This window comes from Jeotgalibacillus sp. S-D1 (genome assembly GCF_004358665.1).
In the GTDB taxonomy this organism is placed as follows: Bacteria; Bacillota; Bacilli; order Bacillales; family Jeotgalibacillaceae; genus Jeotgalibacillus.
In genome coordinates this window covers 205,723-231,318 of the sequence record NZ_SMZR01000002.1, presented here as the reverse complement: position 1 = coordinate 231,318, position 25,596 = coordinate 205,723, and the positions used below count along the sequence as shown (strand labels likewise).

The 25,596-nt window shown below is 41.7% G+C and carries 21 protein-coding genes and 1 riboswitch; of the genes, 17 read left to right on the top strand and 4 right to left on the bottom strand.

What is annotated here, in order from left to right; genetic code table 11:
• The first annotated feature begins 22 nt into the window (after positions 1–22).
• The 13 genes from E2R51_RS08150 (at position 23) to E2R51_RS08090 (ending at position 16,260) form a co-directional block, all read left to right on the top strand.
• A complete protein-coding gene (locus E2R51_RS08150; protein ID WP_133376566.1) occupies positions 23–1,435 on the top strand; it encodes an FAD-binding oxidoreductase in 1,413 nt (470 codons plus the stop codon).
• On the top strand, positions 1,428–2,765 hold the full coding sequence (locus E2R51_RS08145; RefSeq protein ID WP_133376565.1) for a (Fe-S)-binding protein: 1,338 nt from the start codon (positions 1,428–1,430) through the stop codon (positions 2,763–2,765). The genes E2R51_RS08150 and E2R51_RS08145 overlap by 8 nt, the downstream gene beginning before the upstream one ends.
• A 79-nt stretch (positions 2,766–2,844) precedes the next feature.
• Positions 2,845–4,635 carry an L-lactate permease gene (locus E2R51_RS08140; RefSeq protein ID WP_133376564.1) on the top strand — a complete coding sequence of 597 codons (1,791 nt, stop codon included), beginning with the start codon at positions 2,845–2,847 and terminating at the stop codon, positions 4,633–4,635.
• Positions 4,636–4,734: 99 nt separating this feature from the next.
• Positions 4,735–5,997, top strand: a complete 1,263-nt coding sequence (gene larA, locus E2R51_RS08135) for a nickel-dependent lactate racemase (protein WP_133376563.1) — start codon at positions 4,735–4,737, stop codon at positions 5,995–5,997.
• Positions 5,998–6,032: 35 nt separating this feature from the next.
• The gene (gene larE, locus E2R51_RS08130) at positions 6,033–6,842 is read left to right on the top strand and encodes an ATP-dependent sacrificial sulfur transferase LarE (protein WP_133376562.1); all 810 of its coding nucleotides are present in this window, start codon (positions 6,033–6,035) and stop codon (positions 6,840–6,842) included.
• 16 nt (positions 6,843–6,858) lie between these two features.
• Entirely contained in the window at positions 6,859–7,554 is a 696-nt protein-coding gene (larB, locus tag E2R51_RS08125) for a nickel pincer cofactor biosynthesis protein LarB (RefSeq protein WP_133376561.1), read from the top strand.
• Entirely contained in the window at positions 7,535–8,761 is a 1,227-nt protein-coding gene (gene larC, locus E2R51_RS08120; RefSeq protein ID WP_133376560.1) for a nickel pincer cofactor biosynthesis protein LarC, read from the top strand. Before larB ends, larC begins: the two co-directional genes overlap by 20 nt.
• Before the next feature lie 37 nt (positions 8,762–8,798).
• Entirely contained in the window at positions 8,799–9,155 is a 357-nt protein-coding gene (locus E2R51_RS08115; protein ID WP_133376559.1) for a VOC family protein, read from the top strand.
• Between the two features lie 220 nt (positions 9,156–9,375).
• Positions 9,376–11,022 (top strand): alkaline phosphatase, encoded by a 1,647-nt coding sequence (locus E2R51_RS08110; RefSeq protein WP_133376558.1) that lies wholly within the window; start codon positions 9,376–9,378, stop codon positions 11,020–11,022.
• 197 nt (positions 11,023–11,219) lie between these two features.
• Positions 11,220–12,359, top strand: a complete 1,140-nt coding sequence (locus E2R51_RS08105; protein WP_133376557.1) for a glycerate kinase — start codon at positions 11,220–11,222, stop codon at positions 12,357–12,359.
• A gap of 194 nt (positions 12,360–12,553) precedes the next feature.
• Positions 12,554–12,808: a hypothetical protein gene (locus tag E2R51_RS08100; protein ID WP_133376556.1), complete on the top strand. Its 255-nt coding sequence runs from the start codon at positions 12,554–12,556 to the stop codon at positions 12,806–12,808.
• A gap of 245 nt (positions 12,809–13,053) precedes the next feature.
• The gene (locus E2R51_RS08095; protein WP_240733008.1) at positions 13,054–14,994 is read left to right on the top strand and encodes a bifunctional metallophosphatase/5'-nucleotidase; all 1,941 of its coding nucleotides are present in this window, start codon (positions 13,054–13,056) and stop codon (positions 14,992–14,994) included.
• Positions 14,995–15,263: 269 nt separating this feature from the next.
• Positions 15,264–15,350: riboswitch (cyclic di-GMP riboswitch) on the top strand.
• Positions 15,351–15,726: 376 nt separating this feature from the next.
• Positions 15,727–16,260, top strand: a complete 534-nt coding sequence (locus tag E2R51_RS08090) for a VanZ family protein (RefSeq protein ID WP_133376554.1) — start codon at positions 15,727–15,729, stop codon at positions 16,258–16,260.
• Positions 16,261–16,294: 34 nt separating this feature from the next.
• Here the strand turns inward: E2R51_RS08090 and E2R51_RS08085 are convergent, their stop codons facing one another.
• Positions 16,295–17,389 carry an amidohydrolase gene (locus tag E2R51_RS08085; protein ID WP_240733007.1) on the bottom strand — a complete coding sequence of 365 codons (1,095 nt, stop codon included), beginning with the start codon at positions 17,387–17,389 and terminating at the stop codon, positions 16,295–16,297.
• A gap of 283 nt (positions 17,390–17,672) precedes the next feature.
• Here E2R51_RS08085 and E2R51_RS08080 point away from each other — a divergent pair, with 283 nt between their 5' ends.
• Both E2R51_RS08080 and E2R51_RS08075 read left to right on the top strand, forming a co-directional pair.
• Positions 17,673–18,902 (top strand): MFS transporter, encoded by a 1,230-nt coding sequence (locus E2R51_RS08080; protein ID WP_133376552.1) that lies wholly within the window; start codon positions 17,673–17,675, stop codon positions 18,900–18,902.
• Positions 18,903–19,029: 127 nt separating this feature from the next.
• Complete coding sequence (locus E2R51_RS08075) at positions 19,030–19,929, top strand: hypothetical protein (protein ID WP_133376551.1); 900 nt, start codon at positions 19,030–19,032, stop codon at positions 19,927–19,929.
• A gap of 42 nt (positions 19,930–19,971) precedes the next feature.
• Here the strand turns inward: E2R51_RS08075 and tagU are convergent, their stop codons facing one another.
• Positions 19,972–20,901, bottom strand: coding sequence for a polyisoprenyl-teichoic acid--peptidoglycan teichoic acid transferase TagU (gene tagU, locus E2R51_RS08070; protein WP_133376550.1), 930 nt, complete (start codon positions 20,899–20,901; stop codon positions 19,972–19,974).
• Positions 20,902–21,239: 338 nt separating this feature from the next.
• On the opposite strand from tagU, the gene E2R51_RS19965 reads away from it, so the two are divergent.
• Together E2R51_RS19965 and E2R51_RS08065 are read left to right on the top strand one after the other, a co-directional pair.
• A complete protein-coding gene (locus E2R51_RS19965) occupies positions 21,240–21,344 on the top strand; it encodes a putative holin-like toxin (protein WP_240733006.1) in 105 nt (34 codons plus the stop codon).
• A gap of 413 nt (positions 21,345–21,757) precedes the next feature.
• The gene (locus E2R51_RS08065) at positions 21,758–22,885 is read left to right on the top strand and encodes an acyltransferase family protein (RefSeq protein ID WP_133376549.1); all 1,128 of its coding nucleotides are present in this window, start codon (positions 21,758–21,760) and stop codon (positions 22,883–22,885) included.
• Between the two features lie 239 nt (positions 22,886–23,124).
• Here E2R51_RS08065 and E2R51_RS08060 read toward each other — a convergent pair whose 3' ends face one another.
• Both E2R51_RS08060 and serC read right to left on the bottom strand, forming a co-directional pair.
• Positions 23,125–24,309, bottom strand: a complete 1,185-nt coding sequence (locus E2R51_RS08060; protein WP_240733005.1) for a phosphoglycerate dehydrogenase — start codon at positions 24,307–24,309, stop codon at positions 23,125–23,127.
• Positions 24,310–24,323: 14 nt separating this feature from the next.
• Complete coding sequence (gene serC, locus E2R51_RS08055) at positions 24,324–25,418, bottom strand: 3-phosphoserine/phosphohydroxythreonine transaminase (RefSeq protein ID WP_133376547.1); 1,095 nt, start codon at positions 25,416–25,418, stop codon at positions 24,324–24,326.
• Positions 25,419–25,596 lie beyond the last annotated feature (178 nt).

Below are 25,596 nucleotides of genomic sequence, written 5' to 3'. Positions count from 1 at the left end.
CTAGCACAGGGGGATTGAGGGAATGAAGAAGCGTATAATTAACACGTTTGCAGCGATAGTCGGACAGGAAAATATCCGTTATTCACAAGCACAGCTGCATGCTTATTCATATGATGCAACAGCCAATTTTCAGTCAAAGCCGGATCTGGTCGTCGCACCGGCAAGCACCGAGGAAATCGCGGAAATCGTAAAACTTTGTGCAAAAAAACAAATTCCAATCGTCTCACGCGGTTCCGGAACCAATTTAGCAGCTGGAACGGTGCCGACAAACGGCGGAGTAGTCATTTTGTTTCATCGCATGAATGAAATCCTCGAGCTTGATCAGGAAAACCTGACGATGACCGTTCAGCCAGGAGTGATAACGCAGGACATCAGTGTACATGCAGAGCAGCATGGACTTTTTTATCCTCCTGACCCAAGCTCCATGAAAATCTCCACGATTGGAGGGAATGTCAGTGAAAATTCCGGCGGTCTTCGCGGTTTAAAATACGGGGTGACGAAGGATTATGTGAAAGCATTGACCGTGGTCCTGGCTGATGGTTCAATCCTGAAAACAGGAGGCAAGCTGGCCAAAGATGTGGCAGGGTACGATCTGACATCTTTACTTGTCGGATCAGAGGGTACGCTTGGCATCATCACAGAAATCACATTGAAGCTCATCCCGCTGCCTGTTTATAAGAAAACAGGCATTGCCTATTTCAACTCGTTGGAGGATGCGGCAAAAACGGTTTCTTCGATTATTGCCCATAAAATTATTCCAGTTACACTCGAGTTTATGGACCGCGGCACCATTGGGGCTATTGAGGATTTTATGAAGATGGGTCTCCCGCGGGATGCTGAAGCAATGCTGCTGCTCGAACAGGACGGCGATGAAGAGCTTGTGGAAAGGGATATTCAAAAGATGATTGACATAGCGGTGGCAAAAGGCGCAACTTCCACCTCGATCGCAGCTTCCTCTGAAGAAGCAGATGTATTAAAAGCAGGCAGACGTTCTGCTCTTTCAGCATTAGCCAGAAAACGGCCAACCACGATCCTGGAGGATGCAACCGTTCCGCGCTCTGAAATCGCTAAGATGGTACGGGCGATACAGGAAATAGCCCAAAAATACAATGTGCAAATCAGTACATTTGGACACGCTGGTGACGGCAATCTTCATCCAACCTGCTTAACGGATATTAGGAACAAAGAAGAAATGGAACGGGTTGAAAAAGCACTGGAAGAAATATTCGAAGCAGCAATTCAGCTGGGCGGGACGATCACAGGAGAACATGGCGTAGGGGAAATGAAAGCTCCTTATCTTGAATGGAAAATCGGGGAAAGTGGAATTCAGGTGATGAAGCTTATCAAGCAGTCACTTGATCCTCAAAACATCATGAATCCTGGAAAAGTGTTTGCAAAAGCTTCAAAGAAAAGGCTGGTGGTTCACAATGAGTAGCGGTTTGCAAAAACGAATGCAGGATAGCTTCCAGGAACATGTAAATGAAGACCTGATTATGGATTGTATGCGCTGCGGCTTTTGTTTGCCTGCATGCCCTACGTATCTTTCAACCAACTATGATGAAACGCACTCCCCCAGAGGACGTATCGCCCTGATGAAAGCGATGAGGGATGGGGATGTGGTGTGGGACAGCTCAGTGGAAGAAGCGTTCGATTTATGTCTGGGCTGCCGGGCATGTGAACCGGCTTGTCCTGCAGGAGTGCAGTATGGTCCTCTCATTGAAGAAACAAGGGCAGCCATCCTGCATGCTAAACCCCAAGGAAGTAAAGAAAAAATCTTACGAAAAGGGGCATTTGACGGGGTATTCGCCGATCAGGATAAAATGCAGAAAACCATTAAACTGGTTCAGCTGTATCAAAAATCAGGCCTGCAAAAGGTAACAAGGAAGTTTGGTTTTCTGACGCTATTTCCTCCATTTATGAAGGAGATGGAAGGCGTGCTGCCAGCGATTGAAAAGAAAAAAGAACGTAAGCATTCGAACAACCCTAAAAAAGCGACAGTCGCTTTTTTTACAGGATGCTTAATGGATACTCTTTTTCAGGAAACGAATCGAAAAACCATTGAACTGCTGGAATGGCTGGGTGCTGAAGTCATCATTCCTGAAGAACAGCAGTGCTGCGGAGCCCTGCATGGCCATAGCGGTGAACTGGAAAAAGGAATGCGTAATGCACGCGCGAACATCGATGCGTTTGATTCAGATGCTTTCGATTTCATCGTGAATAACGCAGGAGGATGTGGTGCGTTTCTATCTGAGTATGAACAGCATTTAAAACAGGACCCTCATTATGCAGAAAAGGCAGCCCGGTTCACAGAAAAACAAATCGACATTTCTTCACTGCTTATCAAGCTTGGATTGAATGAGGACTTAAAGGAAATGAAAGCAATTGATGAAACGGTCGTTACCTATCAGGATTCCTGTCACTTGAAAAATGTAAACAAGGTGTTCCTGGAACCCCGCACCCTGTTAATGGATGCACCCGGCTTTGAATTTAAAGAGCTGATTGATGCAGGAAGCTGCTGCGGTTCGGCTGGAATATACAATCTCCTTCACCCCGAAATGGCAAGGCGCATACTTGATGCCAAAATGAACGGGGTGAAAGATCTGCAGCCGGCTGTAATCGTCACATCAAACCCGGGCTGTTTGATGCAGATGCAGGTAGGCATTCAGCGGGAAGGGCTGGATAAAAAAATGAAGGCTGTACATATCGTTGATTTTCTCTATGATGCTATACACAAGAATCAGATGAGTGAGGTGAGTCCGGCGTAAGAAATGGAAGTAACATTGTGCGACGCTTTTAGTTAAGGCATGTTCTTAGCCAAGTTCCAACTATGAAAGGGGAAAATTTATGAGTACTGGAATGCTAGCTTTTTTATCTCTTTTGCCCATTTTAGCTGTTGCCATTTTCTTAGTCGGTCTCAGATGGTCCGCCAGCAAGGCGATGCCTATTTCTTATTTGGTTGCCATCGCATTAGCCCTGTTTGTATGGCAGATACCGGGTGCTAATGTTGCTGCTGCGTCCATTAACGGACTTGTTGTTGCCGGAACATTACTGTTTATCATATTCGGTGCAATTTTACTGTTAAATACCCTGCAGGAAAGCGGCGGAATCAAAACGATCCGGCGGGGATTTACCGACATATCGCCTGACCGGCGTGTACAGGTTATTATCATTGCGTGGCTATTTGGCTCCTTTATTGAAGGCTCTGCCGGTTTTGGAACCCCGGCTGCAGTCGCTGTGCCGCTTTTGGTCGGTTTGGGCTTTCCGGCCATGGCAGCCGTTGTAGCAGGAATGGTCATTCAAAGCACACCAGTTTCTTTTGGAGCTGTTGGCACGCCTATGCTTGTTGGTATACAAACCGGACTATCAGCTGATGCAGGAATTACGGACAATTTTCTTGCTCTTGTGACGGTCATTGGGGGGCAGGTGGCGATCCTGCATATGATAGCAGGCACCTTGATTCCTCTCTTTGTAGTAGCATTAATGACAAAGTTTTTTGGTAAAAACAAATCGTTCACAGAAGGGGTGAAAATGTGGAAGTTTGCGCTATTTGCAGCTTTTGCCATGACCATTCCTTATGTGCTGGTTGCCAATTTATTAGGGCCTGAATTTCCTTCATTAATTGGAGGGCTGGTCGGATTAACCGTTGTTGTTCTCGCTTCAAAAAGAGGATTTCTTATGCCTGCTGAACATGAAACTTGGGATTTCGAGGAAAAGTCAAAATGGGATCCTGAATGGATTGGAAAGCTGGAAATTAAAGAGGTTACACATAAAAGCGGAAATATGACGATGATGCGTGCATGGACACCTTATATTTTGATTGGGGTATTTCTGGTTTTGACAAGGTTGACAGCGCTTCCGGTTATGGGCTGGCTACAGTCGTGGACGGTGCAGTTTGAGAATATTTTTGATTCGGGAATTACAGCAAGCTTTCAGCCTTTGTACCTTCCGGGAACGATTTTTATCCTGGTTTCTCTTATCACGTACTTTCTGCATGGAATGGACACGAAATCATATAAGCGTGCATGGGTGCAGTCCGGTAAAACAATGATTGCAGCTTCGACTGCTCTGGTCTTTACCGTTCCCATGGTTCAGGTATTTTTAAACTCAGGCGGCGGAGCGGCAGGGTATGATCAAATGCCTATTGAACTGGCAAATGGCGTTGTCGCATTGGCAGGAGATTATTGGCCGTTCTTCTCTACCTTTATTGGCGGCATCGGAGCTTTTATTGCGGGAAGCAATACTGTCAGCAATATGATGTTTGCGCTATTTCAATATGATGTCGGTTCACAAATGGGCGTTAATGCTACATGGATTGTAGCCCTTCAGGCTGTGGGCGGAGCGGCTGGCAATATGATTTGCGTACACAATGTTGTAGCGGCTTCAGCAGTAGTGGGACTGGTTGGAAAAGAAGGAGCCATTATTCGAAAAACGTTGTTCCCATTCTTTTACTATGCATTGCTTACAGGATCGGTAGGATATTCAATCGTCTGGTATGCAGAAAAAGGGCTCTTTAATCTTGGCAGCTTTATTGCAGCACTTATCGCTTTTGCTGCCATTTATATTATTGCCACCAACAAAAAAAGAGCAAATTCACTTTCTGTCACTCCTCAAAAAGAAATCAGAGTAGCAAAATAGCATTTCTAAATAAATGAGCCATACAAAAGCCTGGAGAGAATCCTCTTAGTTTTTGTATGGTTATCGCGTTACATTTCAGCCAGGAAAGGATATCAAAAAATGAAAACAGAGCTGCTGTATGGAAAAGAAGGACTGCCGCTGACGCTGCCAGATGGTGTGTTTTTAGTCGAACCTATCAATCTTGCAGGTCTTGAAAAGGACAAGGAAGCAGTGATGAATGCACTTGAAAATCCAATTGGCACACCCCCGCTGAAGCAAATGGTTAAGGCTACAGACAAAGTGTCCATTGTCATCAGCGACATTACAAGACCGACGCCAAATCATAAGTTGGTGCCCTGGCTCATTGAAGAGCTTGACCATGTGCCGTATGAAAACTTTGTCATTATTAACGGGACCGGCACCCACCGTGATCAAACGAGAGAAGAGTTTATCGGGATGCTCGGAGAGTGGGTAGTGGACAATATCAAAATTATTAACAATAGCTGCCACGATAAAGATACGCTGGTTAACCTGGGTAAAAGCACATTTGGCTGTGATGTTTATTTAAACAAGGACTACGTAGAAAGTGATTTCCGCATCGTAACCGGATTTATCGAACCGCATTTTTTTGCCGGCTTTTCAGGAGGTCCTAAAGGAATCATGCCTGGAATAGCCGGGATCGAGACGATTATGACCTTTCATAATGCAAGAATGATCGGCGACCCCCGCTCCACGTGGGGCAATATGACGGATAATCCGGTGCAGAATATGACCAGAGAAATCAATCAGTTATGCAAGCCTCACTTTATGTTAAATGTCACATTAAATAGAGAAAAAGAGATTACCAATGTTTTCGCAGGAGAACTTTATGAGGCTCATGATAAAGGATGTGCTTTTGCAAAGGAGCATGCGATGATTCGGTGTGATAATCGATTTGACGTCGTCATCACATCTAATTCAGGCTATCCGCTGGACCAGAATTTGTACCAGGCTGTAAAAGGAATGAGCGCCGCTCACAAAATTGTTAAAGAGGGCGGGGTCATCATTATCGCGTCGGAATGCTCAGATGGTCTTCCGAGCCATGGTAACTTTTCGAAAATATTTGAAATGGCAGATAGCCCGGAACAGCTCCTTTCGATGATTAACAATCCAGAATTTAAAATGTTTGATCAATGGCAGGTTCAAAAACAGGCCGTTATTCAAATATGGTCGGATATTTACGTTTATTCAAAATTAACTGAAGAACAAGTGGCTGGCGCCATGTTAAAAAACAGTGAAAGCATTGAACAGACACTTGAGAAACTGAAGGATACATACGGGGAGGGGATGTCAATCGCTGTCATGCCGCTTGGACCTCTTACGATTCCATATGTAGAAGAATAAGAGAGAAGGAAATACACATAAAGGAATGATGCGCAGTGCTGAGTGATAAATACAGTAAACTTCAAGCAATCTTAAGGGATATGAAAACAGTGGTTATCGCCTTTTCAGGCGGTGTGGACAGTACATTTTTGCTAAAGGCGGCTGTTGATACGATTGGGCGGGAAAATGTTTTGGCAGTGACAGCAGATAGTGAAACCTACCCGTTTGAGGAATTGGAAGAAGCAAAAAAGCTTGCCATTCTAATCGGAGCCAGACACGAAATTATTGAAACATCCGAGCTTGCCATAGAAGGCTACTCAGAAAACACAGCGAACCGCTGCTATTTTTGTAAAAAAAGTCTATTTGAACATCTTGTCCCAATCATGAATGAACAGCATTATCAAAACATGGCGTTCGGCTTGATTGCAGACGATCTCGGTGAGCACAGGCCGGGAACGAGAGCAGCAAAAGAATTTAATGTAAGGGGACCTCTTCAGGAAGCGGATCTGTTCAAAAGTGAAATTCGCGAGTTATCCCAGCAGATGGGACTGCCTACCTGGGACAAGCCATCCTTTGCCTGCCTGTCTTCCCGAATTGCCTATGGCGAAGAAATTACCATGGAAAAGCTGCGGAAAATTGACCGGTCGGAACAAGCAATTCGATCAATTGGCATCCGGCAGGTGCGTGTCAGGACCCACGGGGATATTGCCAGAATAGAAGTTGAAGCTGAAGAAATGGCCACACTAATGGCCCATCATCAGGAAATCACACAGGAACTTCAAGCGCTTGGTTATACCTTTGTAACAATGGATTTGACCGGTTATAAGAGCGGAAGCATGAATAAAATACTAGCGACTACAAATTGAGACAGCGGGTGATGAAATGAATAACTTTGAAGACTTGGGATTTTGTAAAGTAGATTATGACAGGGAAAATCGCACGGGGTTTCCGGAAGTAATCTATGGAGAAGGAAAAACTGCCGGGCAAATTAAGCTGATTATGGAAAAACTCATCGCAAAGCATGGAAAAGTAATGGTTACCAGAGTTGATCAGGAAAAAAGCAGCGAGCTGTTGGAAGCATTTCCTCTGGCGCGTTATGATACACAATCCCGCATTCTGGCATATGGTACTTCAGAAGTAAGGTTTGGTGGTGAATTGCTGGTGCTGTGCGCAGGAACTTCAGATCTGTTTGTCGCGGAAGAAGCAGCTCTGACTGCGGAGTGGATGGGCTGTAAGGTTAGAAGAATATATGATGTCGGAGTAGCTGGAATCGATCGGCTGCTAGCGTATCGAAGTGAGATTGAAGAAGCGGATGTACTGATTGCCGTCGCAGGAATGGAAGGCGCTTTGCCAAGCGTAGTTGGAGGGTTGGTGCAGCGACCTGTAATCGCTGTTCCCACCTCGATCGGATATGGTGCTCACCTGGAGGGAATAACCCCGTTGCTGGCAATGATGAGCTCCTGTGCTTCAGGGATGAGTGTTGTGAATATTGATAATGGTTTTGGTGCCGCTTATCAGGCAGCAATGATTTTAAAGCTGGTTTCGGAGGGGGTAAATCATGAAGTTACTTTATCTTGATTGTCAATCCGGAATCTCGGGTGATATGACACTCGCTGCGTTAATGGATGCAGGAGCTGACCTTGACTATATCCTCAAACACCTGTCAACACTGCCCATTGATTCTTTCACAATGGATGTAAAGCAGGTTGATAAAAGAGGAATATCTTCTAAGATGCTGGATTTGCAATTACAAGAAATTGACTCACATAATCATCATGACCATGACCATGACCATGACCATGACCACCATCACCATCATCGGAAAGCTTCTGCTATTCTGCAAATGATTGAAGAAAGCAGCCTGCCTTTGCGTGTGAAAAAGAGAAGTAAAGCGGTTTTTGAAGTTATTGCTGAAGCAGAAGGGAAAATTCACGGGATGGATCCAAAAGACGTTCACTTTCATGAAGTTGGAGCGATGGACTCGATTATTGATGTGATCGGCGTATGTCTGGCTCTTGAAAGCCTGGCTGTCGACCGGATTATCTCCTCCCCGGTGCCGACCGGTTATGGAAAAATCAACATCGCACATGGACTTTATCCTGTCCCGGCTCCAGCCACCGCTGAGCTGTTAAAGGGTATCCCTTTAGCAGACTTTCATGTTGAAGGAGAACTAACCACGCCAACAGGTGCAGGGTTCGTAAGGGCATTAGCGGATGAGTACGGGCATATGCCTCCTCTTGCCATCGAAAGCATTGGCTATGGGGCAGGTAAAAAAAATTTCAGCCATCCGAATGTCTTGCGAGTGCTTTTGTTTCAGCAGACAGAAACTCTCCCGCGGGAAAAAATCGCTGTACTGGAATGTCAGCTTGATGACTTCACAGGGGAAGCCCTTGGTTTCACCATGGAAAGAGTATTAGCAGAGGGTGCTTTGGACGTTTATTTCACCCCTGTATCCATGAAAAAGAGCAGGCCGGGAACATTGATTACGGTATTGGTAAAACCAGAAAAAGCGCTTGAAATAGAAGAATTATTACTGCGCGAGACAAGTACATTCGGTGTTCGAAAATCTGAATGGTCGAGGCGGATTCTATCAAGAGAATTTAAAAACATAGACACTTCATTTGGAATCATGACAGTTAAACTAGGAAAACTCGAGGGGCAAGTAATAAAAATCTATCCGGAATATGAAGACGTAAAAAGAGCAGCAGAGGACAATAATTGCTCATTCAGAGAGGTTTATTTGTCTGTTCAGCAACAGGCTGAAAAGGAAGAAGTTATGCTTTAGAAATCTGTTTAAATACCATTTACCAGGAGGTTTCCTTATGAACAGCAGCCCTATTCAAAATCAGCTCGGGACAGTCTTTATACCTGTAAGCGATATTAATAAAGCAATGCAATGGTATTGCGATCTTTTAAGTATTCCTGCAGACGGGGAAATCCAATTCGGTCATCTGTATGTCTTGCCTATGAAGGGCACAGGGGTCGTCCTGGACAGTAAAATTTACTCGGAATCTGCTATATTCAATACGCCAGCATTTCATTTTAACACTGAAAATATCCAGGCAGCGTATCAGTTTGTGAAAAACAAAGGAATTGAGTTAACCAGCGATATTGAACATGAACATTATTTTAATTTGAAAGATCCGGATGGAAATCACTTAATGGTCTGCAGATGCTAAAAGGGTGATTGTAAACAGTTATTAATATGGAGTTAACAATCTTTACTCTTCTTTACAATATATGTATTAAAAATACTAATATGAATCTGCTAATCTAAAAACAGATATCGTATTTAAGCCTAATTGACCATATGGTTATTTTCCATAATTGGTTAAAATATGAATATCATCAACGATTTTACATACTGCTTTTCCAAAATACTAACACGGAGGGATTTCATTGAAGGTTTCGAAAAAGGTAGTCGGGGTTTCACTGGCACTTAGTTTAGCTGTGGGTTCATTATCGATTGATACAGCTCCCCAAAGCGTAGGGGCTAAAAAGGAAGGACCAAAGGTAGATAATGTAATCGTATTGGTAATGGATGGGGCAAGCTCAAGTGCTACGACTTTGGCAAGATGGTATAAAGGAGAGCCATTGGCGATGGATCAAATCTTAACCGGCGGCGTTCGTACATATTCAGCTGACTCAGCAATTACAGACTCGGCTCCGGCCGGAACAGCATTCGCTACTGGCAATAAATCAAACGACAAGTTTGTTGGCGTTCTTCCGGAGGTCATTACTTCTCCCGGAGTGGATCCATCATTAGCGGATGATCCATTTAAACCTGTAGCAAATGTTCTTGAAGGGGCTAAGCAAAACGGCAAAGCAACTGGTATTATATCAACTTCCGAGATTCAGCATGCGACTCCTGCCGCGTTTTCTTCCCATGCAGCTAATCGAAGTGAATATGATAATATTGCTGAACAGCAAGTCTATCAGGATATGGACGTTATTTTGGGTGGAGGAAAGAATTCTCTAACGACAGAAGATAACAGCGGAACAAGAAAAGACGGCGAGGATCTGCTGTCAGTTATTGAGGACCGTGGCTATGATTTTGTGGAAAATCGGGATGACCTGTTAAGTTCTAAATCCAGCAAGCTTTGGGGCTCCTTTGCACCGGCTCAACTGGCATATGATATGGATCGTGAAACTACCAATCCTGATGAGCCAACGCTTTCTGAAATGACAGGAAAAGCAATTTCCACTTTATCTAAGGACAAAGACGGATTCTTCCTGTTTGTTGAAGGCAGCAAGCCTGACTGGGCCGCCCATGCAAATGATTCGATCGGAATGATCAGCGATATTTTAGCCTTTGATGAAGCGGTGGGTGAAGCAATTGAGTTCGCCAAAAAAGATAAGCATACAATGGTCATTGCTGTCTCTGATCATGGAAACAGCGGGATTTCAATTGGCAATGAGAACACAACCAAGACGTACTCTAATACTCCCGTATCAAATTATATAGATCCTCTTAAAGAAGCAACACTGACATTGGAAGGTGCGATGAAGCAGCTTGAGGAAGATCGGTCTAACTTAGAAGAAGTAGCTGCACTTTATGGTCTTGCCGATTTGTCGAAAAAAGAAAAAAGAGCGCTTAATAAATCGGAAAATCTTCAAAAAACGTTTGTCGAACTCCTCGCACAACGTGCTGATATCGGCTTTACCACCGGCGGACATACAGGAGAAGATTTATTCTTATATTCATACGGACCAGGTAAACCGGTTGGCTTTATTGAAAACACAGATGTAGCTCACTCGGTTGCGTCAGCATTTGGTTTTGATTTGAAAAAATTGGACAAGCAGCTGTTTGTAGATGCTGAAATCGCATTTAAAGCAGCAGGCTTTACTGTTAAAAAAGATGTTACCGATGAACAAAACCCTGTTCTGGTCGTAACAAAGGGCAAGAAAACAGCTGAATTTCCTGTTAATAAAAACGTAGTCACAATAAACGGCAAGGAAAAAGAGCTTGATAGTGTAACGGTCAGCACAAAAGGGGATTTCTTTGTTTCTAAAGAAGCGGTAAAGCTGGTTAAAAAATCCAAATAACACATATTTGAGCGGGAGGTTTTTCTCCCGCTCTTTTTTATTTAGTTTAATTATGTTATTTTGAGCTTTAAGATAGCGAACCTGATTAATAAGGGAAGTTTAAGAGATAAAGTGATAAAGAAGAGTATTGAAACAGTTTCTGAAGGACCATATCTAATCCTGGAGATTGGAATAATAAATAAAGTAGGTGTTTACTGTTGAAGATCGTTATTGCTCCAGATTCATTTAAAGAAAGTATGACTGCTAAAGAAGTATGCGCTGCCGTAGAAGCCGGATTTCAAAAAATCCTGCCCGGTGCCGCTTATGTGCATATGCCAATTGCAGATGGCGGTGAAGGAACGGTTGAATCCATTGTTGAAGCAACTGGCGGTGACATTGTTACGGTAGAAGTATCCGGACCGCTGGGGGAGAAGGTACCCGCGTTTTACGGCATCACAGGTGATAACAAAACAGCTGTTATTGAAATGGCTGCAGCTTCCGGTCTCCATTTGGTTCCTCGTGAACAGCGGAATCCTTTAATCGCCTCTACACGCGGTACTGGGGAATTAATCAAAGATGCGCTTAATCATGGAGTTGAAAGAATCGTATTGGGACTGGGCGGATCAGCGACAAATGATGGCGGCGCCGGAATGGCTCAGGCTCTCGGTGCAAAACTGCTAGATCATAATGGTGTAGAGCTTCCGCAGGGAGGCGGGCTGCTCGGTGCTTTGCATTCAATTGATGTATCAGGCCTCGATTCACGTTTATCTTCAGTAAAGATTGAGGCAGCGTGTGATGTAACCAACCCCCTGACCGGCCCTTTCGGAGCTTCAGCCATTTTCGGTCCGCAAAAAGGGGCAACCTCTGCAATGGTGAAAGAGCTGGATGACTGTTTAAAGCATTTTGCAGACACGATTGAGCAGGAGCTTGCCATTTCTGTCAATGAGCTGGCTGGAGCAGGTGCAGCTGGCGGACTCGGTGCCGGCATTGTGGCCTTTCTAAAAGGAGAATTAGTAAGCGGCATTGATTTAGTGCTCGACGTGATTAAGTTTGAAGATCAAGTCAGGGATGCAGACCTTGTCATTACAGGAGAAGGAAGAATTGATTATCAAACCGTACACGGCAAAGCCCCGGTTGGTGTTTCGAGCCGGACAAAGCGGGCTGGAAATGCATTCGTCATTGCTATAGCAGGAAGCCTGGGAAATGGTGCAGAAGATGTCTATGACTATGGCATCGATGCCCTGTTCAGTATTGTGAATGGCGTTGCAACCTTGGAGGAAGCATTGTTGAATGGAAAGGAAAACGTGGAACAGACTTCGGAAAATATTGCACGGCTTTTAAAAATGAAAGCCCGCTAATAACATGAATTTATGACGATGCTGGCGCCTTGATCCTAAAACGATTAAAGCGCCAGCATGTTTATTTTACAGAATAAAACATCTTTACTGCTTAATCAGAGAGATAGTTTAGGGCATTGCGGAAAATGGTATATACATAAGATGAGAATTTTCTTATTTTTTCGACATAAACTGATGAAAGGGAGCTGTTATCCATGCAAAAGGAAGCATTAATGGATCATACACCCCGCAGTCCCCGCGGAGAGATGTCGACAAAAGGATGGGTATGGACTTTGCTGCTCCTGATGATTCCTCTGGTGAATCTTGTTTTATTAGCGGTCTGGGCATTCGGAAGGGAAGGTCAGAAAAAAAATTATTCCCGGGCATCGTTCATTGTGGCAGGTATCCTTTTAGCTATTTGCGGCATGGTTTATCTTGCATCAATCATACTGGGATTTAGTCTGAATTAAAGTGAAAAGAGCTGTCTGGAGATTAGTGAAAGCCGCTGATCTTCGGCAGCTTTTTGATTTGTCAGAAGTTCTTTATTTTCGACCAATTATTTACCGGGAAATAATTTTGAAGAAGGAATAAACGTTGCAAAATGCTAGGCAAATAGACTTGTTTAATTATTTTTACATAAAACATGTTGTTGGGAAGTACGGGGGAGCGGTATCATAGAAAGGTAAGAATATTTTGTGAAATGGGAGGGTTTTATTTGAATGCTAGAATGAGATTTTTTCTTATGTTTGCTATAACATTTTCACTTGTTTTTTCTTCGTCTAACTTAGCCGTGGAGGCAGCTCCAACTCAGGCCCCTGAAAAGACCGGGTATGTCACTGGCGCACAGTTTATTACAGAATTAGTAACACTATTGGATATTGATCTGCAGGACGCAGAGGATTTACCATTCGATGACGTAAAAGCAGAAGATGCACCTTTCCTGGAAGCCGCCTTAAGAGTTGGCATCTTAGATGAAAAATTGGCCGCGAAATTTGGTCCGAACGAAAAAATAACGCAAGAGCAAGCATATGTATTTCTCATCCGTTCTTTAAATCTGAGAGATAAATATTCAAAAAGCAATCTGGCTCAATTTAAAGACCGCCACGCATTTAACCCTAATTATATAAATGAACTGTCAGCCGCAGCAAAGCTTGGACTTTTGACTGCAAAGAATGGAAAGACCGCACATCCAAAAAAACCTCTTAACCACAAAGATCTTGATTCTATGCTCGAACGATATACTGAGAACTTTGATTTTCAGCCAATTATCCATACGAATGATCTTCACGGAAGAATTCAGCACAATGCGGAGCTGGGTGAACTGGGTCTTGCAAAAGTAGGAACAATTGTTGACACCGTAAAAGAGAAAAATCCGAATGCCTTACTATTTGATATGGGAGATACCTTGCACGGAACGGCTGTTGTAAACAACTTTCAAGGTTTACCTGCAATCGAGGCGCTAAACGCACTTGAATACGATGCAATGGTCCCTGGCAACCATGATTTCAACTTTGGCAATGAATATTTGCTTGAAGCAGCTGAAAATATGGATTTACCTGTCATTTCAGGCAATATTTTAAAAGATGGAAAACCGTTTCTTGATCAGTATACGATTGTTCAAAGAGGCGGCAAGAGCTATGGGATTATCGGTATGACTGCAACTGATACAGCCGTTAAAACAAGTCCTAAAAACATTGTCGGCATTACGTTCCAGGATGAGGTAAAGCGCACGCAGGAGCTTGTGAATAAAATTAAAGATGATGTGGACCATGTCATTCTTTTATCTCACTCCGGATTAGAAACGGATGAAAACATTGCTAATCAAGTAAAAGGTGTGGACCTGATACTTGGCGGACATAGTCATGATACGGTAGAGACACCAAAAAAATATCGAAATTCATACATGACTCAAGCATTTGAATACGGCAAAGCACTGGGTCATACCAACCTGATTTTCCATAAGGATAAGTTAATCGGAGTGAATGGATTCCTTTACCGGGACAGCGAGGATAAGGAAGGCAGAGAAGATATTGATTCTCTCATTCAGCCCTATCAGGAAGAAGTTGATAAACTATTAAATGTAGTCATTGGCTCAACGGATGTTAAGCTGGAAGGGGACCGCCGCCTGGTCAGAACACAGGAAACGAATCTTGGCAATTTAATTGCTGATTCTATGCGCGCAACATTAGAAACGGATATCGCCCTGACAAACGGCGGAGGGATACGCGCAAGCATTGATGAAGGAGAGGTTACAAGAGGCGACGTTGAACAGGTGCTGCCATTTGTCAACACACTTGTGCAAATAAATGTAGACGGGGCAGCTATTAAAGCAGCTCTTGAACACTCTGTACGTCTTGCTCCGGCTGAAAATGGAGGTTTTCTTCATATCTCAGGCATGAGCTTTACGTACGATCCTTCTTTACCTGCAGGATCAAGGGTGAAGGAAGTTCTTGTCGGCAGCCAGCCGCTGGATGTTAATAAACAATACACAGTTGCTACAAATGACTTCACAGCTATCGGTGGAGATGGTTATGAGATGTTCGGCGAGGAATTAATTGAATTTGACAGCGGAGAACTTTTAAGTGCCATTTTGATTGAAGCGATTAGTTCAGGACAAGAGATTCCTGAGGTAGAAGGACGTATTATTGCAGAATAATAATAAGACATTGTTATGAGATTGGTAGAAACTCAGTAAATCTAAAAATAGATGCCCTTGCGAACAACAAAAATTCGTAAGGGCATTGTTTTGTGTGAAATTATTATTAACTAAGAGTTAAGATTAGGCTGATAACGTAAGAAGCGAACTGTACATTTTAATATACTAAGATAACAGAGAAATAGTTTCCTTAATCAGGTAATAACTGGACTACCCTTGTTTTTATCTCATAAAAAATGTATATTAAAAAGGAAAGAATATCTTGTTTTCGATTAAAAAGGCAAACCTGTTGAAAAACCGGGACGCAAAGTTACAGATCTAATGTGTATATGCACGATGATGGCTGTTCTGCCGAAAATACTGGATTTCTTGTATTTTGGGAGGGAAGACGAATGGAGCATGTTAGTGAGTTGCAGGTAAGTGGGTGCTTTCACACATGAAACTTAAATATTGGTTTGATTGCAGAATAAAAAGGAAGCACCGGTACAGTTTTTATACGGACAAGTGCATTGTGTGCGGTAAAAGAAAACCTGCTTCATCGGGTAGAAAATCAGGTTAACATTATATAAATATATTTAATCCTTTGATCAAAACAGTGATCAAAGGATTTTTTTGATATCTTTTAATATAGGTGGCGTGTCATAGGAATCTATTTTTAATGGAACGATCATTCAAATAATTCATATACTACTAATAAAAGAGTTATAGAGAACAGACAGGGTGGTTTTTTAATTGAGAAAGCTTTATAAAAAAAAGATACATAATGCCAGGGTGAAAGGAGCGCTATTTAGGCTCCTACCATTTTTAGCGTTTTGTGGAGTCATATGGTATTCCTCTTCACTGACATATGACCAACAGAGTCTGATTCCTTTTTTAAACATTTTCTTGTCAGAAAAGGAACTATTAATAGGCTTTTTGGATGGCATTGAATTTTCTTATGGGGGATCCATTGTTAGTATCTCAGCAAGCGGCTATGCGGGTTTTATTGAATTCTTTCTGAGAAAGTTTGCCCATCTGTCAATTTTCTTTATGATTGGTTTATTTCTGGGCAGCTTTCTATTTTACTTTATTCAAAAATTATGGCTTTCTTCTCTTTTTACACTGCTGTTTATTGTTCTATTTGCAGCGCTGGATGAATATCGCCAATATCTTACAGGAGGTAGAACTCCTTTAATGGAGGATGTTTTTTTAGATACGATCGGAGGAACAGCTGCCATTATTACGTATTGTATTTATCGAATCAATAAGAAGAAAAAAGACAGATAGTCATCTGCCTGTTTTCTGCTAAATTTGGTAAAGCTCACGGTTTAAGTACTTTTTTAACTGCACAAGTCAGAATATCTACGCCTTGTTGAAGACAGGAATGATCAAACGTCATTTTCGGATGATGGAGGCCTGGAGAAAGATCAGCTCCCAGTGCGAGCATGGATGCTTTCAGATGCGGACGTTCAATGGTATAGAAATGAAAATCATCACTCCCGGGTGTAATAATTGGTTCTGCAAGCATATCTGTTCCCTGTGTTTGCCGAATAGCGTAGGCAAGGATATCTTCTGCTTCACTTGAAACCTCTGCTCCGGGAGTAAAATCAATCCATGAGCCCTCAATTTTCACACCGTAAACAGATCCTATGGAGTCCATGCATTGCTGAGCAAGGGTTTGAAGTCCTTTTAAATCCCCATTGGTCTGGGCCCTTGCATCGATACTGAAGGAAGCTGTTCCCGGAATAATATTTGGGCTTTTACCGCCTGCCATAAATTTAGTCATCTTAATTGAGTGGGGAAGCATTGGAGAAAGCCTCAATCGGTTGAGCTGCTGCTGAAGCATCATCCCTACATCAATCGCATTTACTCCCTGATGCGGACGTGCTCCGTGAAAATCATCTCCTTGAATTTTCCCTTCAAAGAAAATAGCTGCACCATGACGAAGAGAAGGAGCTGATTGCCCTAAAGGTAATTCTTCTTTTGGTCTTAAGTGCACGCCAAATAAAAAATCCAAATCATCTGCAGCACCTGTTTTTATAACGGATAGTGAACCGTTTCCCTGTTCTTCAGCAGGCTGAAAGAGGCAGCGTACAGTGCCTTTTAAAGAGGCTTCCTCTTTTTTTAAGGCGGATAATACACCTAAACCAATCGTCATGTGAGCATCGTGGCCGCATGAATGATTAGCCTGCATTTTGCCGTCCACTTCCTGCCATAATGCATCGATATCCGCCCGAATGCCAACGACGGGTTTACCCGAACCAATCTGTGCTGTCAGCCCAGTGTGATTTGGAAAGCGGACAACGTCAATATTTTGAGCTTTTAATAGTGTTTCAAGATAATCGGTGGTTTTCACTTCTTGAAAACTAACCTCCGGGATTGAATGAAGTGCTTCAAAGGTTTTTATAAGATCCATTTCCATCGCTTCCTTTCAGAATAATATAGCTGCCTAATACTTAGAATAATAGAGTTTAAGGTTATGTATTATATCCTGTATTACCATACGCTTTATAATAATTCAGCGGTCTCCTCTTTTGCTGCCTGGATATGAAACTAGTATAACAGGTTATTCTTTATGTAATTGGAATGTTTTACATATTGCTGGGGTGGTAGTAAAGTAAACAACATAAAGTTGCCCAATATAGGCAGAGAAGACAGGGAAGTGGTCGAATGATTCGTATACTGGCAGATGAGAAAAAATGAAAACAGAAGTAATGGCGGGAGAACAATTTGAAGCTAAAATGGCTTGGAAAATGCTTGGCTGGCTGCTTATCGCGCAAATTCTGGTTGCATTGGTGGGGAGGGGACTGGCTCCCATTTCACCTTTTATAGCAAGTGATTTGAAGCTGACAAACGCACAGGTTGGACTGCTTCCTTCAGCTCTTTTCGCAGGGCAGATGCTTGTAAGTATTCCATCAGGCTTGTTGGTTGACCGGATGGGAACCAAAAAATTATTGTTGATCACATGTTTAGTATTAGGAACTTTTTACACGGCAGCTGCTCTGTTTAATTCCTATGTGCTCATATTAATTTGTATTATTATTGGCGGAATGGCTTACGGAACCATGCATCCTGTAACGAACAGGGGTATTTTATATTGGTTCCCGCAGCGTCGGCGGGGAATGGCAATGGGAATTAAGCAGATGGGCATTACGTTTGGTTCTGCCCTTGCTGCAGTCGTGCTTCTGCCGCTCGCTGCTGTAACCAGCTGGCGCTTGGCATTGGCCACGGGCTGCCTGTGTTTGATAGCGGTTGGCATACTATCTTATTTTAACTATCAGGAAAGCCCTGTACAGCCTAAATTCAAAGGTGGCAAGCCAGATACTCTGCTAACACAAATTAAAAGTATCGCAAAATATCCTCCGCTCCTTTTAATCAGTTTAGTTGCATTTATTATTAACGGATCACAAATGAGTTTAAATATTTACTTGTTGTTTTATGTAGGGAATGAGCTGCTTTTTGGCCTCGCTATTGCCGGGACTATGTTTGTAATATCTGAAGCAGGAGGCTCAGCTGGCCGGATCGTTTGGGGGACCATTAGTGATACCTTTTTTGGAGGAAGCCGTTTTGGGGTTATGTTTATTCTTACGCTGCTTGCATTCAGTGGTTCGCTGTCGATGATATTTCTTGAAGCTGATACGCCTGTATGGCTTTTGGGTATGCTGATTTTTATTTTCGGATTTGCGGTTTCCGGTTTTAACGGGTTGTGGATGAATATCGCAACTGAGCTCACACCTCCGGAAAAAGCCGGCTTGGCGAGCGGTTTCAGCTTAACAATTGGTTCGATGGGGGTAATGTTTCTTCCTCCCGTATTTGGATGGATTGCCGATTTAAACGGCAGCTTTGCAGCGTCCTGGCTTTTTATGGCTGGAATGATGCTGCTGGCCATATTATTGCTGCTGGCATTAAGAAGGCTACGAAAGTATTGATATAAACTGTTATAAAAGAACTATTTTAGTTGTAAAATGATAGTATTATTTGTAGAAATTGCTCTCTTCCTTTACTATTTAATCATATGTATGGGTACAACCTCATGGGATTGGAGGAGATGAATAATTGAAAGATCAAGAATTTATTCTCACCGTTCAATATTCAAATGATCAATACTCTGTTCAAGGCTCTCAATCGGTTATCGAACATCATATTAAACAAGTTTTTAATCATTTAGCTGCTCTAAATGCCCAGCAAGCAGATGAAAAAAAGATTCACATCGACATCGGTTCGCCTTCACCCGAAAAGCGTATCAATGGTTCAGAAATCATAGAGTCACTTCCTATTGCGCTATCTGAATCACAGGAACAGCAGCTGCAGTCGATTGTTGCCGATGTTCAGCCAAGTGCTGAGTGGCTGCACGTTTTATGTTTTTCTTATTATCTCTCGTATTATTTGAAAGAAACACTTATTACTGCTAAATCGATCAATAATGCGTTCGACCATGCAGCTGTGATGCAGCCGGGCAATATCCATTTATCCATTTTTCAATGCGTTAACAAAGGCTTTCTGCAGTTAATTGGGACTTCTTGTGGAAAGCAAATTTATCAAATTACATATGAAGGTAAAAAGCATATAGAAGAACGAATTACATATAGCGAGAAATGCAGGAATGAAGACAGCACTTTCTTGCGGTACGAAACAGAGGAACAGAAAAAGCAGGCAGAATATTTTATACAGCATATTAAGCCGGAAGATTATGACGCTATTAAAAAACCTACTAACTTCGAACACAAGCTCCTTCTTATTTTATATTATTTATATGAAAAAGGGATTTCAAAGCCGGTTCGAACGGCCATGATTTATCAAATTCTTGTTCAGCTGTTTCAATATAAGGATACACAGCGAAGCGTGCAAACCGCTTTAAGCAGAGCTCGCCCCCTGGTTATTAAAATAAAGAAAGATAATAAAATTTATTACAGACTAACTAAAGAGGGTCATGAGTACGTAAAGAGTCTGGTATAAAAAGAAAAAACCAATCCCGGATGGGGGTTGGTTTTTCCTTTATTAAATATCGAGATGATCTTTTAAAGCTGCCTGAATCGTATTTAGTTCTTCTTCAGGAACAATATAGTAATAAACGCCATCGATTTTTTCGCCTACTCCATTTTCTATTGAAGTCTGCTCAAAACTGGAAGCTGCTGCACGGTATTCTTTTTGAATGTCTACCATTTGATCAAATGAAAAATTGGTTTTAATGTTGCTGCCCAAGGCTTTGAAAATGTTTCCATAATTCCATAAGGAGTTAATGCTTGCACCTTCTTTAATGACCCCCTGAATAATTTGGCGCTGTCGTTCCTGGCGGCCAAAGTCTCCGTTTGGATCATCATAGCGCATGCGTGAGTAGGATAAAGCCTGTTTGCCATCCATGGCTAATTCGCCCTCAGGAAACGAGTATCCGTCATAATCAAAAGATAAATTATTGTTTACTGTTACACCGCCTACGGAATCAACAATATCTTCAAAGCCTTCCATGTTCACTTGTACATAATAATCAATCGGTATATCCAGAAAATTTTCGACTGTGTCCATGGCCATCGGAATTCCGCCAAATGCGTAGGCATGGTTAATTTTATCTTCTGTGCCTTTTCCGACAATTTCGGTCATGGTGTCACGGGGGATGCTCAGCATTTTCGTTGTTTTTTCTGTCGGATTGACAGTCATTACAATCATCGTATCTGATCGTCCTGCATCATCTTCGCGTTCATCCACACCCAGCATTAAAACTGAAAATGGATCTTTTTCGTTAAAATTAACTGAATCACTTCTTTTTTGTGAAGCTTCCCGTTCTATTGGCTCATGCATTTTCTCAGTTGCAGAAGTTAGAGATTGATAGATAGTAAATAAATAGGCCGCTAATCCAATAACCACGATTGAAAGAGTGATCAGTGTCCATTTCAGCCACTTTTTCTTTTTACGAGTTCTTTTTTTACGCATTCACTTTGTCCCTCATTTCAGAATTGTCTAATACTAAACATAGCATGTAGCAGAAAAAAAAGGAATATGACCTTAAGAAAATCCACAAAAACTTTGTCAAAATAAAGTAAATTTTAGCGGGTGACTGCAAGGTGCAGTCAATTTTTTCACTGTTCAACCATAGCAGGTATTCATGGGATAAAATGCTTATCAGGCATACTGAAACTAGATACATTGATGGGATATGGTACTTATTAGAATTTATAATAGAACATACGTTCTGATAGTGGTATAATTAGGATGCAGCCCAGCTTTAAAGAGGCGGCCGGCTACTTCCCATAAGGAGGGAGGTGGTAGAGGTGACCGTATACGAAGCAGTGAGTATAGTGGGGCAGTATAGTATTATTGCGATCAGCGTGCTGACACTGGTCGTATCACTGATGATCAATCAAAAAAAGAAATAACCGTCCCTCTTTGGCAAGGATAACGGTTATTTCCTGATAATCTGATTCCGAGCCAGCCGTCCTTTAAGAAGCTGCACTGGAAGTGGGGTGTTCACAGCACCCCATTTTCATTACTACTTATACTATAGCGTTTTTATACAGAAAAATCCATGCTTTCATCTCATTATTTTAAGTTTACAGTACAATTTTAAATTAGCATAAAAGGTTTAAAACAATCAAGAATCATCCTCTGATTCTTGTAAATATCGCCATTAGTGAGAGAAGTATATCCTCCGCCTGCCTTGCAGTAACTCCAATCATTATCATTATCCCTAATAATTGTTAGTTGTTAGATTAGAAATTAGCTTGACGCATGTTTTTTTTCATGTAAATATATCTAATGGAAGAATGCTGTTGAAAATGCACGATTATTGTTGAATTTAACCGAAACGTTCTTCACCATTCAATCATCCATTCGTTTCTCTTTAATGGACACTCTTAAAAAGATTGAGGTCATTTTTATGATAAAAGAATTTAATTTTCTTAGAGCATTTGCATGTTTAAGTATTGTGCTTCTGCATAGTACTACACAGTTTGGAAGATTATCCGGTTATCCGGAAGGAGATTTATTTCATATTGTTCGAATCTTTCTTTGCTTTGCTACACCTGTATTTATCGTACTATCAGAAATCATCTTAGCTAATCGCTATAATAAAAATTTGCCAAAGGGTTTCTTTGGGAAAAGAATTAAGTGGATTTTGTTTCCCTTTTTATTCTTTGCTGTTGTTGATGCACTCGTTCGCAATTATTTCAGCCCTGGGGTGGATGTGCCGCTGAAAATATTCAACAATATCTTTATGGGCTCTTTTATTGGCTGGTTTATCTTAATTATTTTCCAGTTTTACATTCTTCATTATCTGGTCGTAAGATTCAATCTTTCGATGAAATGGCTTCTGCCTTTCAGCTATGTGGTGATGTTTAGTTATTTATGGGCCATCACACTCGATCTGCCGATGCTTGGCAGCAATACAACATTGCTTCAACTGCCGTTTCTGGCATGGTTTGGCTATTTCACAACCGGTTTTGTAATCGGAAAACACTATAATAAAATTGCAGCATTTATGAAAAAGTACTGGTGGAGTATTCTTCTTCTGACAGCACTTTCAGCATTGATCATTGTATACAACTATTTCAATGGACTGACAGCCGTCAATTCAAGAAGACTTGATCTGTTCCCGTTCACTATCTCTTTTGCACTTATGCTATTAATGATTGGCAGAACAATCAGGCACTATTCTCTTATAAATCTGATCAGCGGTCTTTCTTTTGGAATCTATCTGCTCCATTGGCAGATCCAGCGATTCGTCGCAGAGGACTTGGTTCAATTATTCGATAATCGTTATTTACAGCTTGGTTCGATCTTTGCAGGAACATTAATCATAGCTGCAGTTATTATAAAAATTATTTCGCTGCTGCCTTTTGGAGAGTTCATAATTGGAAAAGTAAAAAAACGTGAACGACAACCTAAGGAAGAAACGTTGGAAAAACGTTTAGCATCATAAAACCCTCTCCTCTTATCATTGTGAGGGTTAAGAAAAAGGTATAGCATCTAATCGAAGGCCGGTTAATTTTCTCGAACTAAAGCTTCCGCCAAAAGAAGCGATAGGGGAAAATAACTTATATACTAAAAAATAAAGCCGCTGTTAATTCCTTAAGAATGGAACTAACAGCGGCTTTATTTTTTTTAAATGATATTGTGTAAAATTACAAGGTTGTAAGTGAACCAAGATTTTCGATTCTATTAACTCCAGCCATTCGGAAGATGTCGGGCTTTGACTACACCTTCAATGTTGTGTAAACGGCTTAGGATGTCCTCCGCTTGATCTTCAGAGAGCTTATTGTCAATGTCAATTAACGTATATGCCCAGTCTCCGCGGCTGCGATTCAGCATATCTGCAATATTAAATTCACGTTCGGCCAGCAGCGTAGAGAATTGCCCCACCATGTTCGGGATGTTTTTGTGCATGATGGTGAGCCTGCCTGGTGAAGTTAATGGCAAACTTACATTTGGCAGGTTGACAGAATTGCGAATGTTTCCAGTTTCAAGAAACATCTTTAACTGACGGGCAGCCATAATTGCACAGTTTTCTTCTGACTCCGATGTTGAAGCGCCCAAATGGGGGATGGCAACAACATTTTCAAGACCAAACAATTGGTCATTTGGAAAATCAGTTATGTATTTGCCAACCGTTCCATTCTCAAGCGCCTCTATAAGAGAAGGTTCATCAACCAGTTCACCGCGTGCAAAATTTATAAACTGAATGCCTTTTTTCATCGCACGAAAAGCTTTTGTATCAATAAAGCCAGTTGTTTTTTCTGATAACGGTACATGGATGGTAATGTAGTCACAAGAAGATAAAAGCTCTTCCAGCTGATGAACACGCTGAACATTCCGGGAGATGGTCCAGGCGACATCCACTGATACAAAAGGGTCATAAGCCATAACGTCCATATCAAGTGCCAAAGCATCATTTGCTACGATTGAACCGATATTGCCCAGCCCGATAACACCAAGTTTTTTACCGCTGATTTCGTGACCAATAAACGCTTTTTTATTGGCTTCAACCTGTCCTGCTACGTTGGTGGTGCCTGCTAGTGTTCCGGTCCATTGAATTGCCTCGAATAAATTTCGTGCACTGGCAATTAAACATGACAGTACAAGCTCTTTAACCGCGTTAGCATTTGCTCCTGGAGTATTGAAAACGACAATGCCGTTCTCTGAACAGTTATCCAGTGGAATATTATTTGTCCCGGCACCTGCTCTTGCAATGGCCTTAACGGATGATGGAATTGTTTGACCGTGTAAGGAATGGCTTCTCAGTAAAATACCATCGGGATTTTGAACGGTGTTAATTTCATATGGATCCTTTAATAAAGAAAGTCCTGCTTCTGCAATCTGATTATAGGTCTGAATCTGGTATGCCACGATGAATGTCCTCCTCAGTTTGATGTTGCTGAAATCTGTCTCTCAAAACCGGCCATAGCTTCTACTAATCTCTCTACACTTTCAAAAGGCATTGCGTTATATAAACTGGCACGCATTCCTCCGACTGATCGGTGCCCTTTTAATTCAACCAGCCCATTTGACGAAGCATATTGAAGAAATGCTTGATCAAGCTCATCACTTTCGGTTTTAAATGGGATATTCATTAATGAACGATCCGCTTTATTCACCGGTGAATAAAAAAGAGGTGATTGATCAATTGCTTCATAAAGCAGTGAGGCTTTTTTTCGATTTCTGCTTTCAATTTCTGCTACGCCACCAAGTGACTCAATCCATTCTAACACAAGATTCATCATGTAAATTCCAAAAGTTGGAGGAGTATTATATAACGAATCAGCTTCTACATGAGTAGCATAATTCAGCATGGAAGGGATATTTGGATCTGCATTGCCTACCAAATCCTCCCGAATAATGACCACTGTAACACCCGACGGACCTAAATTCTTTTGAGCACCTGCGTAAATAACACCGTAATCCTCTACATTAATTTTTTCCGAGAGAATACTCGATGAGAGATCTGAGACGACAGGGATGGAATCTATTTTTGGCACGCTTGAAATCCGGGTTCCTTCTATAGTATTGTTTCCGGTGATATGAATGTAAGATGTTTTTGAAGAAAGGGTTGATTTTGAGAAATCTGGAATAGAACGAAATGAATCATTTTCTGATGTAGCAAGAATTTTCACATTTCCTATCTTTTTTGCTTCCTTTACTGCCTTTTTTGACCAGGAACCTGTGATTAAATAAGCAGCTTCGTGATCTTTTTGTAACAAATTTAATGGAATCATAGAGAATTGTAATGAAGCACCCCCCTGTAAAAAAAGAATTTTATAGGAATCAGGAATTTCTAATAAATTTCTAAGTCGGCTTTTTGCTTCTTGAAGAATTCGTTCAAACGCCTTCGATCGATGACTCATTTCCATAACCGACATTCCTGAGTGGTGGGTGTTTATTAGCTCAGATTGTGCTCGCTGCAACACTTCTAAGGGAAGTGCAGAAGGTCCAGCAGAAAAATTTACTACGCGATCCATCTTTAATCAGCTCCTCTATTTCTCTCCAGATTTCCTTATAGTATGAAACATTCTTCACAAAGATAGGTTCTAGTATAGTTCTCCAGTAGACATGTGTCAATGAGAGGAATACATAAAATCACGTAATCTAATTGTTACTAGATTCTAACTCTATTGACACTATTTTGTCATGTGTAGA

Excerpts from the sequence above, each read along its gene's own strand:
- E2R51_RS08150 (WP_133376566.1), top strand. The coding sequence starts at position 23 with ATGAAGAAGCGTATAATTAACACGTTTGCAGCGATAGTCGGACAGGAA.
- E2R51_RS08145 (WP_133376565.1), top strand. The coding sequence starts at position 1,428 with ATGAGTAGCGGTTTGCAAAAACGAATGCAGGATAGCTTCCAGGAACAT.
- E2R51_RS08140 (WP_133376564.1), top strand. The coding sequence starts at position 2,845 with ATGAGTACTGGAATGCTAGCTTTTTTATCTCTTTTGCCCATTTTAGCT.
- larA (WP_133376563.1), top strand. The coding sequence starts at position 4,735 with ATGAAAACAGAGCTGCTGTATGGAAAAGAAGGACTGCCGCTGACGCTG.
- larB (WP_133376561.1), top strand. The coding sequence starts at position 6,859 with ATGAATAACTTTGAAGACTTGGGATTTTGTAAAGTAGATTATGACAGG.
- larC (WP_133376560.1), top strand. The coding sequence starts at position 7,535 with ATGAAGTTACTTTATCTTGATTGTCAATCCGGAATCTCGGGTGATATG.
- E2R51_RS08115 (WP_133376559.1), top strand. The coding sequence starts at position 8,799 with ATGAACAGCAGCCCTATTCAAAATCAGCTCGGGACAGTCTTTATACCT.
- E2R51_RS08100 (WP_133376556.1), top strand. The coding sequence starts at position 12,554 with ATGCAAAAGGAAGCATTAATGGATCATACACCCCGCAGTCCCCGCGGA.
- E2R51_RS08085 (WP_240733007.1), bottom strand. The coding sequence starts at position 17,389 with ATGGATCTTATAAAAACCTTTGAAGCACTTCATTCAATCCCGGAGGTT.
- E2R51_RS08080 (WP_133376552.1), top strand. The coding sequence starts at position 17,673 with ATGAAAACAGAAGTAATGGCGGGAGAACAATTTGAAGCTAAAATGGCT.
- tagU (WP_133376550.1), bottom strand. The coding sequence starts at position 20,901 with ATGCGTAAAAAAAGAACTCGTAAAAAGAAAAAGTGGCTGAAATGGACA.
- serC (WP_133376547.1), bottom strand. The coding sequence starts at position 25,418 with ATGGATCGCGTAGTAAATTTTTCTGCTGGACCTTCTGCACTTCCCTTA.